General features: G+C 66.9%; 9 protein-coding genes and 2 pseudogenes. 3 read left to right on the top strand and 8 right to left on the bottom strand.

The window, feature by feature from the left end:
- Nucleotides 1–185 precede the first annotated feature (185 nt).
- Nucleotides 186–383: pseudogene (locus FHX32_RS35445) on the bottom strand (AfsR/SARP family transcriptional regulator); the annotation flags it as partial.
- A 211-nt stretch (nt 384–594) separates the two neighbouring features.
- On the opposite strand from FHX32_RS35445, the gene FHX32_RS26780 reads away from it, so the two are divergent.
- Together FHX32_RS26780 and FHX32_RS26775 are read left to right on the top strand one after the other, a co-directional pair.
- On the top strand, nt 595–1776 hold the full coding sequence (locus FHX32_RS26780) for an aminoglycoside phosphotransferase family protein (protein ID WP_167188895.1): 1182 nt from the start codon (nt 595–597) through the stop codon (nt 1774–1776).
- A 120-nt stretch (nt 1777–1896) separates the two neighbouring features.
- Nucleotides 1897–2196 carry a helix-turn-helix domain-containing protein gene (locus FHX32_RS26775; RefSeq protein WP_167188892.1) on the top strand — a complete coding sequence of 100 codons (300 nt, stop codon included), beginning with the start codon at nt 1897–1899 and terminating at the stop codon, nt 2194–2196.
- Between the two features lie 14 nt (nt 2197–2210).
- Here the strand turns inward: FHX32_RS26775 and FHX32_RS26770 are convergent.
- Nucleotides 2211–2819: pseudogene (locus FHX32_RS26770) on the bottom strand (DUF3427 domain-containing protein); the annotation flags it as partial.
- Between the two features lie 235 nt (nt 2820–3054).
- Between FHX32_RS26770 and FHX32_RS26765 the strand changes: the two are divergent.
- Nucleotides 3055–4245 carry an IS110 family RNA-guided transposase gene (locus tag FHX32_RS26765; protein ID WP_167188889.1) on the top strand — a complete coding sequence of 397 codons (1191 nt, stop codon included), beginning with the start codon at nt 3055–3057 and terminating at the stop codon, nt 4243–4245.
- Between the two features lie 176 nt (nt 4246–4421).
- Here the strand turns inward: FHX32_RS26765 and FHX32_RS26760 are convergent, their stop codons facing one another.
- From FHX32_RS26760 to FHX32_RS26735, 6 genes are all read right to left on the bottom strand, one after another.
- Nucleotides 4422–5870 carry an NF041680 family putative transposase gene (locus FHX32_RS26760; RefSeq protein ID WP_167188886.1) on the bottom strand — a complete coding sequence of 483 codons (1449 nt, stop codon included), beginning with the start codon at nt 5868–5870 and terminating at the stop codon, nt 4422–4424.
- A gap of 36 nt (nt 5871–5906) precedes the next feature.
- Entirely contained in the window at nt 5907–6752 is an 846-nt protein-coding gene (locus FHX32_RS26755) for an IS5 family transposase (RefSeq protein ID WP_109901909.1), read from the bottom strand.
- Between the two features lie 476 nt (nt 6753–7228).
- Nucleotides 7229–8467: an AAA family ATPase gene (locus tag FHX32_RS26750; protein WP_167188883.1), complete on the bottom strand. Its 1239-nt coding sequence runs from the start codon at nt 8465–8467 to the stop codon at nt 7229–7231.
- Between the two features lies 1 nt (nt 8468).
- Nucleotides 8469–9866: an nSTAND1 domain-containing NTPase gene (locus FHX32_RS26745; protein WP_167188880.1), complete on the bottom strand. Its 1398-nt coding sequence runs from the start codon at nt 9864–9866 to the stop codon at nt 8469–8471.
- Between the two features lie 322 nt (nt 9867–10188).
- Nucleotides 10189–10581 carry a hypothetical protein gene (locus FHX32_RS26740; protein ID WP_167188877.1) on the bottom strand — a complete coding sequence of 131 codons (393 nt, stop codon included), beginning with the start codon at nt 10579–10581 and terminating at the stop codon, nt 10189–10191.
- Complete coding sequence (locus FHX32_RS26735) at nt 10578–13040, bottom strand: AAA family ATPase (protein ID WP_167188874.1); 2463 nt, start codon at nt 13038–13040, stop codon at nt 10578–10580. The genes FHX32_RS26740 and FHX32_RS26735 overlap by 4 nt, the downstream gene beginning before the upstream one ends.
- Nucleotides 13041–13084 lie beyond the last annotated feature (44 nt).

The following is a 13084-nucleotide window of genomic DNA, read 5'->3' as shown; positions in this document are numbered from 1 at the left end:
TCGCCGAGCGCCGCTTCCGGCGCGGAGGGCTCGCGGAGTGCCGCTCTCGGCACGGAGGGTTCGTCGAGCGCCGTTTCCTGGGCGGAGGGCTCGCCGGGTTTCGCTTTCGGCGGGTGGTGCTCGCCGCTCTCCGCTTCCAGCGCGGGGCGCGGATCCCGTTCCGCTCGCAGCGGGTGGTGCTCGGCCGGGTTTGCTTCCAGGGCTCGGCGGAGGTGGGAGACGTGGCTGCGGAGGGTGGCCCGGGCACCGGCCGGCGGTGTCGCGTCCCACAGCAGCTGAACGACCCGGGACGCCGGCACCGCCGAGCCCGCCTCGACCAGGAGGATCGCCAGCAGCTCCACCAACTTCGGCCCCAGCCGGACGGGTCGATCGCCGCGCGTCACCTGCACCGGGCCGAGCACGCTGATGCGCAACACCCAGGACCCACCCTCCCTTGTGGCGTATCGACTACCGTAGTGGCCCTTCGGGTGACGAGGCGTACACCGCGACGGGTGTCTCGGATGCCGGTCGGTGAGCCGGCGACGCGTAACGCGCGGGCGGCTGGTGGCGGATTATGCGCTCGCGGCGGCGGTGGTCCGGCGGTAGCGTCCCGGCGTGAGCCGCACCGTGACCCTCGTCCTGCTCGACGCCGCCGGCGCGCCGCTGGGCGCCCTGCCGCCCTTCGAGGTGCCCACTCCCTGGTGGCAGGACATCGCCCCGGTCGTCGAGGCGGCCCGCGAGCGGTACGGCGTCGACGTACAGGTGCTCCGCCTGCTCGGCGGGGACGACAGCGGCACCATCGGCGGCGCGGTGACGTACCTCGGACAGGTGAGCGACCCGCCCACCACGCCGCTGCGGCCGGCGGAGGTGGACCTGGCGGCGGACCCGCTGCGCGCCGCGTACGCCGAACCCGGCGGACCGGAGCGCAGCCTGGCCTGGGCGACGGCGCAACTGCGGCGGCTCGGCCGGCCGGTGGAGACCGTCACCCAGCAGCGCACTTGGAACCTGTCGGCGATCTGGCGGCTCGACGGCGCGGGTGGGACGGCCTGGCTGAAGCAGGTGCCGGTGTTCTTCCGGCACGAGGCAGCGGTGCTGCGCTGGCTCGGCCGGGCGGTGCCGGGACGCACCTCGACGCTGCTGGCCGACGACGGCGAGGGGCGGATGCTGCTGGAGCACGTGCCCGGCGAGGACCGGTACGGGGCGCCGATCGAGGAGCGGCTGGCGATGGCCGCCGACTACCACCCGGTGCAGGTGCGGTCGGTGCCGGACGTGGCGGAGCTGGTGGCGGCGGGCGTGCCGGATCTGCGCGGCTCGGGGTTGGCTTCGTGGATCCGCGCCCGGCTCGCTTCCCACGACACCTCGTCGGTGGAGTCTCTGCTGGCGGGGCTGGAGGGGCGGCTGGACGAGGTGCGGCGGTGCGGGCTGCCGGAGACGCTGGTGCACGGGGACCTGCACCCGGGCAACGTGCGGGTGTGCGGCAACCAGCGGGTGGTGATCGACTGGGGGGACGCGTTCGTCGGGCATCCGGCGTTCGACGTGCTGCGGCTGAGCGAGGGGTTGGAGGCTTCGGCTGCCGCTCTTGTGCTGGCGGAGTGGTGTGCGCGGTGGCGGGAGAGCGTGCCGGGGTGTGCGCCGGAGCGGGCCGTGGAGCTGTTGCGGCCGGTGGCGGCGCTGCGGCTGGCCGCGGTGTACGCGATGTTCCTCGCCGGGATCGAGGCCAGCGAGCGGGTCTACCACGCGACGGACGTGGCTACCTGCCTGAAACAGGCAGTCGAGCAGGCGTCAGTGCTCGGCTGAACTCTGCTCATTCTCTAAGGGTTCTGATGAAGCCTGGTCGCAGCTCGACACGCGCGGCACGAGGCGGTGAGGTGATCCCGCAAGGGCATAGCATCGGCGCTATGGCAGGGAGGCGGAGCGATGAGCGAATCGCGTCGTTGGAATGACCTACGCGACCGCCGGCTGGCCGACCCAGGGGGAGCCGACGCGTACGAGGCCACCCGCATCGCCTTCGAGCTGGGTCAACAGGTGCGTCACCTGCGGGAGAACAACGGCTGGAGCCAGAGCCAGCTAGCTCAAGCCGCCGGCATGACGCAGTCCGCGGTGGCCCGATTCGAGGCCGGTGGAACGGTGCCGACGCTGCCAGTCCTGGAGCGCCTCGCGCGAGCCCTCAACATGAAGCTGGACGTCAGATTCGCACCAAGAGTTGACGCTGCCTGAACGTCTGGTCCGGCTCACGCGGCGATGGTGCGGGCGGCGGCGTACATGTCGGCGGGGAGCGGGCGGTGCAGCTGCCAGATGATCCGCATGGGCCGGTCGCCGGTGTGCTCGCGGTAGGTCATGGTGCCGGCGTAGAGATAGGCGGGTGCGCCGAGGTCCCCGTCCTTGATTTTGGTCTCCCGAACGAAGAGGTGCACTGTCGATCGGCGCTCCGCGTGGTGGATGTAGCGCTGCCCGGTAGGGGACGCAGACGAAGTGGTGCTCTGTGACTCCCACTGGAACAGCTGGTCGGTGATGGCCCGGTCGGCGTACATAGTGGTAGGGGAGTAGTGCCTCTCAGACTTCTTCAGAGTCACGAAGAAGAGGTCTGCCTGCTCCTCCTTGAGCCACTTCACCCCCTCGCCGCGCATTGGCTTGTCGTAACCGAATGCTGCGCAGGCTTCGCTGCGGCTGTAGCGGGCGTGTACCCGGAGCGGCACCCGAGCCGACTCCGGCTCCTCCGTGACTCGGTGAATGCGGTCGCTTAGTACTTCCACGACCTGGCGCAGCTCCGCGCAGCGGGCCGGCTCAGCCCAGAGGCGCGCCAACCGCTCCTCGCGCTCGACGAGCGGCGCCTTCGGCCCCGTTACCTTTTTGATCGTCCCCAGCCGGGGACCCTCGGTCGCCCGGCCCGGTATGACTTACTGCCCCTGTCGTACGGATGATCCGGGGGGTGTTGTCGCCGGGTCGGGTGGCGTCGGCGGACCGCTGATAGGGACACGGCCGTCCCTTGAGGGGTTGGTCTCTTCGTAACGTGGGTGCCGGCAGTCGACGCCAGACTGGCGGCCGAGCACGGCGACGTCGCGGGGAGGCGATGCGATGCACGGCGATTACCAGGTGTTTCTCGGTCTCGACGTCGGCAAGGACGGCCACCACGCCGTCGCGCTGAACCGGGACGGCAAGCGGCTGCACGACGCGACGTTGGTCAACACCGAGGCCAAGCTGCGGCAGGTGTTCGACAAACTCGCCCGTCACGGCCGGGTCCTCGTGGTGGTCGACCAGCCCGCCTCTATCGGCGCCCTGCCGGTCGCGGTCGCCCGGGCCTGCGGTCATCAGGTGGCCTACCTGCCCGGACTGGCGATGCGCCGCATCGCCGACCTGCACCCCGGTAGTGCGAAGACCGACGCCCGTGACGCCTACGTGATCGCTGATGCCGCCCGGACGCTGCCGCACACGCTACGCCGCGTCGACGTGGGCGACGAAGCCCTCGCCGAGCTGGAAGTCCTCGTCGGCTTCGACGACGACCTGGCCGGCGAGGCCACCCGGCTGACCAACCGCATCCGCGGCCTGCTCACCCAGATCCACCCCGCCCTGGAACGGGCGCTAGGCAAGAACATCCAGCACAAGGCCGTGCTCGAGCTGCTGTCACGCTGCGGCGGCCCTGCCGGGCTACGCAAGGCCGGCCGCCGCAAGCTCACCTCGATAGCGAACAAGAATGCGCCCCGAATGGGCGAGCGCCTCGTCGAACGCGTCATGGCCGCCCTGGACGAGCAGACCGTGATCGTTCCCGGCACCGCCGCAGCCGAGACGAACCTGCCCCGGCTGGCCGACAGCCTGCGCGACGTGCTCCAGCAACGTGACCAGGTCGCCGACGAGGTGGACAGGATGCTCGATGCGCACCCTCTTGCCGAGGTCCTGACCTCGATGCCCGGCATCGGCGTCAGGACCGCCGCCCGGATCCTGCTCGAAGTCGGCGACGGCAGCTCGTTCGCCACCCCAGGACACCTGGCCGCCTACGCCGGCCTGGCCCCGGTCACCCGCCGCTCCGGCAGCTCAATCCGCGGCGAACACCCCGCCCGCGGCGGCAACAAACAGCTCAAACGCGCCTTCTTCCTCGCCGCGTTCGCCGCCCTCGCCGACCCGGTCAGCCGCGCCTACTACGACCGCAAACGCGCCCAAGGCAAGAAACACAACGCCGCCCTGATCTGCCTCGCCCGCCGCCGCTGCGACGTCCTGTTCGCCATGCTCCGCGACAAGAGCCCCTACCAGCCAAGGCCCGCTGCTGCTTGACAAAACCCATAGGGACACCCCCCAGGTCAAAGTGCAGCATGTCCCACAGCCGCCTGGCATCCGGCCGCTCGCCGGCGGCCACCCGGGCCAGCAGGTCGAGTCGGTCCAGGTCGTCGATATGCAAGATCCTTCCGATGGCGCGTCCCAGCTCTCGGTCGTCCGGCCTAACTTGATCTTTAACCTGTGCGGCGGGGTCTGGGGTGGGTGGATGTCTTCTTTCTGGACGTCGGTTTCCCGGGTTCGTTGCTGGTGGCGGTGTGGACGTCGTAGCGGCGGGTGGGTTGGCGGTTGGCCCGGCCTGGTGGGCGTCCGGGTCCTGGTCGTGTGGGTTTCGGCGCGCTTGCGGGACAGGCGGTTGTCGCCCGGAGGTGCCGAAATCCGCGGCGGACCCTGGCTGGGGTGAGCCTTTCGGGTGGGGCTGGCCGTTCCCAGGGGCGGCGCAGGTCGGCGGCGAGGGGACGGGCCAGCCGCAGCTGGGTGTGAGCGGCGATGATCAGCCAGGTCCACCGGTCGGCGGCGTGCGGGTCCCGCAGCTTCGGCACGGTCCAGCCGAGGGTCTGTTTGAACAGCCGGAATGTGTGCTCGATGTCGAAGCGGCGCAGGAAGACCTGCCACAGCAGATCGACCGTCGCCGCGTCCGGGCGGGTGTCGTGGTTCGGGTCGTGCGACCACCACAGCCATACGGGTTTGGCTGTTGCGCCGCTGGGGAGTCGTTCGACGTCGAGACGGATCACGGTGCCTTCCAGGATCGGCAGCTCAGGGCAGTCGGCCCAGGCCGCGCGGCGGGTCAGCTTCGGATGCAGCCGGTGCCAGGCGCGGGCGGTGGCCGTGCCGTAGAGGCGGGTGTCGGTCACCGTGGCCACGTCCGGCTCGCCCCAACTGGCCGGGTCACCAAAGATGAACTCGCTGCCGTGGCGTGGCGGCCGGCCCCGCCGTCCGGGCAGCGGTGGTGGTGCGGGCCGGCGCAGCACCCGGTCCGACCGCATCCGCGCCAGGACCCGCACCGGCAGGTCCCGCAGCAGCCAGGCCAGCCGCGCCGCGTCGTAGCCGGCGTCCATCACGACCCAGATCTGCGGATCGCCGGGCTGCCAGTGCCCGGCCTCGACCAGCCTGTCTACCACCTCACGCAGCTGCCCGGCGGTGACTGCGGCCAGGTCCGCGCCCGGGTGCAGGCGCACGGCGTCCAACGGCGCGGTCCACGAACTGCGGCCGGTCTCCAACGCCACCACGAACGCGTACGGCCAGCCCGGGATCCCGATGTGTTGGTCCTTGCCGCGGCCGTAGGTATGACACAGGATCCGCTGCGGCGCGGTGTGCGCCTCCGGCCGCAGCCAGCACGTCACGTCCACCGCGAGGACGATCCGCCCGTCCGCCGCCCGCGGCAGCGACACCGACGCCACCGCCCTGCGTAGCCGCTGCACGTCCAACCGGCCCGCGGCCAGCGCGTCGTACAACGCGCCGTGCCCACGACGGTGCTCAGCCACCAGCGACAACGCCGGCAACGACCGCACCGGCCCGTCCGCGCACAACACCGCATCGGCCAACTCGAACAGTGCATCACCACGGCGCGTCAGACACCGGTACAGCTCCCGCCGGAACGCGGCAAGGTCCCCGGCTACACCCACCGGCCGACCCTCAGAAAGTGTTGGGTAACCGGGTAGCTACTTCTGGTTGAGTTCGTCGTCGAGGCGTCGGGCTGCCTCGGCCTCGATCGGGCCTTGCGGCTCGACGTCCTCACCGGCCAGGCGCGCGGCCATCAACCGGATCATCGCCACCTTGATCATCGCTTCGGCGTGCGCGGGCTTGCGCTCGTAGTCGCGGGCCAACCGTCTGCACCGTCCCAACCAGGAGAAAGTTCGTTCCACCACCCACCTACGGGGTAGCACCTGGAAGCCTTTCACGTCGGCGTTGCGGGCCACGATCTGCAACTCGATGCCGGCGTGGGTGCGGGCCCAGTCCAGCAGGCTCGCGTCGACGCGGTTGACGTAGCCGGCGTCCGCCCAGACCAGGCCCAGCAGCGGGAACGTGTCCGTGACGCCTGCCAGCACCAGCTTGGCCCCGGCACGCTCCTGCACAGACGCGGCGTGCACTACGGCCTTGAGCAGCAGCCCTGCCGTGTCGACGAGCAGATGCCGCTTACGGCCCCGAGTGCGTTTGGCGGCGTCGTAACCGATCGCCTCCCCGCCTTGGTGACTGTGCGCGGTCTGCGAGTCCAGCACCGCCGCCGACGGCTGCGGGTCACGGCCCTCGGCCACCCGCACCGCGTCTCGCAACTGGTCGTGGACTCGATCCCACGTGCCATCAGCGCTCCAGCAGCGAAACCACCGGTAGGCCACATCCCACGGCGCCAGGTCATGCGGGACATGCCGCCAGGCACAACCGGTACGCAGCACATACAGAATCGTGTCGATCACCAGCCGACGCGGATAACCCAGCGGCCGCCCACCCCGGCGTGGATCCCGCCGCGGCAGCAGCGGCTTGATCACTGCCCACTGCGGATCGCTCAGTGAGGACTCGTACCCCGGCTTACAGACACAACGACACGGACGTGATCTTTACCGACACAGCCATCAAAGATCACACCGAGGTATCACAACACTTTCTCAGGCACACTCATCATGGACAGCCCTTGGTTGTGGATCTTCTTCCCTAGACAAGAAGAATGATCACCCAAGGGCTGTACCAATGATCAGTCGGGGCCGATGCGAACCACCCCAAGGTTAAAGATCAAGTTAGTCGTCGCCGCTAGGGACAGCGTGCACGGCACGGTGGGCAAGGCTGGCGATGTGGCGGGCGAGGGCATCGGCCGCGTCAGCAGGATCGAGCTTGGCGTGCCGAAGCAGCGCAGGGTCGAGAGGGCTGAAGCCGCTCAACGGAGCTCTTGGGCGATGAAGTGCTCGTAGATGCCTGGGCCAAGATCAGTCACGCTTGAAGTTAACCAGTCCACGGCCTTCCGCGCCGTCCTAACAAGCACCGAGTTCCGTCAATTCAAACGCTGCGCTCTTCGCCAGTAGTCCTTGTAGTCTATGCCGAATCTATTGACCGGAGCTGCAACGGCGCTTCCTGGAGCATCGACAGCGAATACTACTCGACATGTAGGAAGAACAAATCCGCCGAAGTTGTCAAGGGAGAGGAGATGGCGATCGTGTAACGCCCGATAGTCTAGGCGATTCATGATACGTGCCTCAACGTTCGTGACTCTTTCGAGTGCATTTCGCAAGTCGGAGATTGATCGACCGGTACCCGAGAGAGGTGGCGCTGCCAGCAGCTTAATTGTCTTGGCCGTCATTGTCCGCACTTGAATCAGGAAGGCGACAAGCATCTCGGGGTTCTGGTATAGATACCTGTCACACCAGAGCACATCTTCCCAGCCGGACGCAAGTTCGATGAAGCGCCGAGCGCTAGCGCGGAGGTCCGACGGCCAACCGGGCGCGACCTCTTCCACCGCCCCCAGCAGCCCTGCCCTATTTGCAGCTTGCGTCAATATGACTTCCTCCCCGTCTTGAAACAAGAACGGTATAAGCGATTCTTGGGCTTCACCGCTCAGGGCCGAATAGGCTCTAGCCCCCGCCAGGAACTCGAGCGCTTCTGCAGGCATGTCCTTGACAAGGTGTCTGACGTCAGTTCTCAAGCCTTGTTCTATGGATGACGCAAGCCGCGCAAGAGAGGCTCCATTTGCGCGCGCATAGTAACTTGCGAGGGGGCCGATCCATCGGCACACATCATCGAGTGTTGCCCGCATGCGTGTCTCATCCAAGTCGCACTGACTAATCGTTGGGAGGCAAAGGAAGCGAGCCCTACTTACAAGCGGACTACCTCGTCGCTTGAGATGGATCGGCTGCTTCCAGCGCGACAGCAGCAAAGCTCCTACGTCACGAGAGTGTTCCGAGTCCACCAGCATCGAATATAGGCGTGCTTGTAGCCGTCCACCGCGGGATAGACGCAGGGCGGCCGAGTAATCGTCAAAAACTATTTGAGCAAGACCATGCTGTGCGACTCGCCCTTCAATTTCAGCGATGAGGCGTTCCATCTCACGAATCTGGTTCTCTTCCGTGAATTGGCGTCCCCGCACAATGACGGCTGTATCGGGAAGTTCTCGTAGGATGGCCTCGACGAGGAAGGTCTTCCCGGTTCGTGGCAGGCCGCGCACGATCAGTAGCTCGCCATCCAGAAGGTACTCAAGACATTGTGTTAACCAATCCCGTTGACTAGGCAGGAGCATACTACCTCCCTAGTGTCGCCCGAATGGCCTTAATGCGCGGCCGCAGATGTTCGTCGGCGAGCCCATACGGTGCGGCGTGCGCAACTGATCCGGGGTCGTCTTCTATGATCTCCCGCGCATATTGTTGCTCGGTCGGATCCTTAGACCAGAGCATGCTGAGTACGGCAGCCTCGTCGGGAAACCATTCCGCAAAGGATTCGAAGACGTCCAGAGCCTGCTCGCTGGGCGAACCATCTCCGGTTGATTTAATGGCGTTCTCAATCGCTGTGAGGGGGACATGCCACGGTATTTGTTCTGGATCGCGATCTCTGACGGCAATGGAACAAGCCTTTCGAGTGAGTAGTGGGTGACCACCATACTCATCGAACAACCTCTGGATAACGCGGTGATCTGAATAGCGTAGTCCCATACGGCGACCGAGGCTTCTGACCATATCGGCCATGTCCTCGTTCGTCATAGGAGCAAGGTAGACCAATCTCACTAACTTGTATAGTAGATTGTCTCGTCGTCCGATCCTTGCGCGCTCGAATAATGCGGGATCAACGCCGGCGCAGAGGAGGACGACCCCCGGCGCGTCGTCCTCCTGCTGAATGAGTCCTCTCAGCTGGGTTAGTGCGATGACCATCTGGCGGGCTTCTTCTTCGCCGAAATTTGATCTTTCGGGGAAGGCTTGGTCGATCTCATCTACGAACAGCTCAAGCCTTTGACCTCGCGCTCTTGCGATTCGCGCCAGATCTTCCGTCCAATACATCCGCAGGTTCTCGATGTCGCCACGTGGGTTTCCTTCCCGAGTGACGAGCCGAAGCTTAAGCTGACGGATTGGGGCTTCTCTTCCATCGCCGACTTCCGCCTTCGACCACCGTTCAAAGGCATGGAATGCGCGTTGAACCAACTTGCGCCGAAGGTCGTCTGCCGCAGAGATCTCACTGATGTCGAGATTGACGACCAAGCGACTACTTTCCTCGCGAATGCGTCGAACGTAGTTTAGGAGGGAAGTCTTTCCTGCTTTGCGCAGTCCGAATATTCCCACGGACTGACCTCTATCAAGGCTTTGCGTCAGTTCATCTAGTTCTCTCCGCCGCCCAAAGAATCCACTTGGTTCGCGAACTGGGTAGGTCAGATCATAGTGATCTACAGAAGTAACCACAGTCGCGAGCCGTTGGCGAAGATCTCGACGATCAGAGGTTAACGTGGGAAGGTGGACGTCTACCACACCGAACTCTCCTCGCCGCCTGCTTGCCATTTGAGCCACGCCGGGGTCGTAGCTGGCGACAATCGCAATCCCAGCCTCAACCCTCGCATCCGAGCGAAGCTTATTTTGAATGAGGGATAGTAGGCGGGGCTCAACCTTAGAGTATTCGGTGTAGACGCACTGTATCTCAAGCTCGAAGTCGAACATGGAGGCAACGCGAGGCGGAAGGGTGATGTTCAGCCACCATCTAGACGTCGATCCGTCAGGGACTGCCCGCCAGACGCTTGCCTCGCTGCGCCCGAATAGTTCAAGCAGGTCCCGTCCGTAGCGAGTTTCTTGCTGGAAGCGTTCCAAATATGTAGCAAGCTTCTGTTGGTTCGGAGTTCGAGGTGTCCTCAAGGCGAGCTCCCTGGGGGCTTCTCAATCCAGTACATGATCTACTCGGATTGCTTAGGTTACCTGGTGGTGAGATTCTTGAATAGTCCATGTGCTGGTAAATCAACCCAGCGTTCCCAATCAATGGCCGTCGTCAGGCTTCCGTCCTCTCCACCCGATGGGTGGCAAGGCCGTCTACCACCTCTGCGACCAAACCACGCAGCCAGTTGAGCTCACCTGCGGTGAGCCCCAGCTCGTAGCTGCGGTGGTGGCCGGCTCGGGACAGCGCCCACCACGCGTAGCTAGCTTGCGCAGCGATCTGCCGCCCGGCGTAGTGATGAAGAATCAGGAACTGCGGCGACCGCGCCTGGATCGAGGCGACCTCCCGGAGGGACCGCCGCCAGTAGTCGTCCATCGCTGCCTCAAGGGCGAGCCGGAGCAGCCAGGCACAGGCACGCGGCCACGCGCCACGGTTACCGCGTACGACGCTGGTCAGCAGTTTGTCAGCAGCGGCAAGGCAGTCTTGCGGCGAGGCGGCAGTAGTCATCGCAGCTCCTGGGCAAGTCGTCGGCTGTCGCGGACGAGCACCTCAAGGTCGAACTTCCCGGGCCCGTGAACGCCTTCCCTGCAGGCCCGGAACGCGTCGCCGGCCCAGCGGCCGTGCTGGTTGAGGCGGTTGAACACCTTGCCGCCCTGGTGCATGTCCCCGAACAGGGCGAGCGCGGTCACCTGGTTGAGCGTCAGCGCCTTCTCGATGAGTTCCTCGACGTCGCCGTGCCGCTCACCCCGCGCGATGCGCTCCCGCCGGATCCGCTCATGGCAGGCCGCTTCGAGAGCCGAGCGGCAGAAGCCGGACACCAGCGGGTAGCGCGCGTTGTCGGCCAGTTCCTCGGCCCTGAGGATCGCGGTGGCGTCGGCGAGGTACCGCTCGACCGGGTCGCTGTTCTTCCGGATCTCCACCACGGACCCGTCGCGGCGGGTGACCGCCCAGATCGTGGCCTCGATTCGCAGCCGACGTACCGCCTCGGGCAGCCGGTTGTCGTGGGTGAAGACCACGACCTGTCGGGTCTCCGCGAGGCCAGCGAGCACCTGTGCCAGGCCGTCGACCTTCGAGGGGTCCATGCTCTGCACCGGGTCGTCGATGATGACGAACCGGAACGGGCTGTCGTCGGCGCAGGCGCGGGGGAGGAACACCGACAGGCCGAGGGCCTGCAGCTCGCCCTGGCTCATGACGGCCATCGCGGAGGTGTCGGTGCCGTCGACTTTGGCCGGGAAGGAGATCTTGCGGCGGGTGTTGGTGCCGTCGAGCCGCATCCCGCTCAGCTCGACGTTGCTCTCCTGGCGCAGTTCCTCCCAGATCTGCTGCGAGCGCTGAGCGAACGGCTCGAACCGCTGGTCGCGCAGCGCGGCCATCGCGGTCCGAAGCCAATCGCGGGCGGCGTTAACGATCTTTAGCTTCGCGTCATTCTCGACACCGGCCCGCGCCTGGCTGAGCCAGCCCTGCAACGCGACGGCATGCTCGCGCCAGGCGTCGTGCCGCTGCCGCAGCCACGCGTCCGTCAGCTCCTGCAGCTCGGTGAACGCCTCGACGAGCGGCGGGTAGGCGGTCCGCAGGCGCGCCGCGAGTTGGTCGGGAGGAAGCGACGCCGCGTCGGCGCAGAGATCGTCGACCTTGGCCCGGTAGCGCTTCACCGTCTCCGGCTGGTCGAGCACGCCGGCCATCGCCTCCAGGTCGTGGACGCTGATCCGCCGGTCCAGGTCGAGCAGCCGTACGGCCCGGGCCTGCGCCTCCCGCAGCCGCCGATGCGCTTCCTCGACCGCCACGGTATCGCGCTGCAACTGGGCCAGAGTCTCGTCGGCGCGAGCGCGCCAAACACCGTCGAGCGCCGCGGCCCCACACACCGGGCAGTTGCCGTCGCCGTGGTCGTCGTGGAAGGCGACCGCGATCCGCAGCAACTGTGCCGCCTGCTCGGCGGTGCCGGCACGGGTGGTGGCGAGGCCGTCGACCTGTGCCGTGGCGGCGGCGAGTTCGTCGGCCACTTCGGCGGCGTACCCGGCGTCGGGGAGAGCGACGGCGACCAGGCGCCGGGCCGCGACCGCCACCGGATCGGCGGTGTCGCTGCCAGCGTCGGCGAGCAACTGATCGAGAGCGTCGAGGTCGACGGTCCGCTTGCCCAGGAGCGCGGCCGCGGCCTGCGCCCGCTGGTCGTCGACGGCGCTCAGCGTGTCACGCAGGGCGGCGCGGGCCGTCTTCACTGCGCTGATCTGCTCGTTCAGGTCCCGACGGACCCGCATCAGCCGCCCATCGGCCTCGACGAGCGGGTCCATGCCGAGGATCGGCGCCAGCGCGTCAAAGAGGCCGCTGGGCTTGGAGGTGATGAGCCGGCCGAGGTCGCTCGCGGTGAGGAACGGCCGGTACGCGTCGAGCGGCTTGCGCCACCCCAGCTCCGCCGTCCCGGTGTAGCGCTGCCCGTCGGCGGCCAGGACGCTGCCGATGCCATGGCCCGCGTCGGTGTGCTCGTCGCGCCAGGTCCGGCGTACCCGAATGGGTTTGCTGGCCCCCTCGGCGCGGACCTGAACCTCGATCTCGCAGGGCGACCCGTGGTGGAGGTTGCGCCAGCCGTCCTTGAAGACGCTGTTGCGGTCAGCCCAGCGGGCGCTGTCGCCGGTAAGGGCGAGCTCGACGGCCTCGGCAAAGCTCGACTTGCCGGATCCGTTGCGGCCGACGACGAGTGTGAGGCCGGCGTGCGGCTGCAGCCGGACGCTCTGCTGTGGACCGACGCCGCGGAAGCCCGCGACGGTGATGGACTCCAGGTAGAGCGGCTGCGGCCGGGGCCGCTGGGTCGGGTCCCGCTCCGGCAGATCGACGGGCTCGCCGGCGAGGACGCCGTTGAGCGCCTCGTCGCCGACGTAGGCCGCGAGCACGAGGTCGACCACCTCATCGGACACGTCGTCTTCGGCCAACCGGTCGAAAACCTGGTCGAGTAGAGACTGGTCCCAGCCCATCCGGGTCTCCCTTCCAGGCGTCACCGTAAGTAGTGTTCCGCTTA

It is taken from the genome of Micromonospora sp. CNZ280, assembly GCF_011759515.1.
This window is presented reverse-complemented; position numbering and strand designations above follow the sequence as displayed.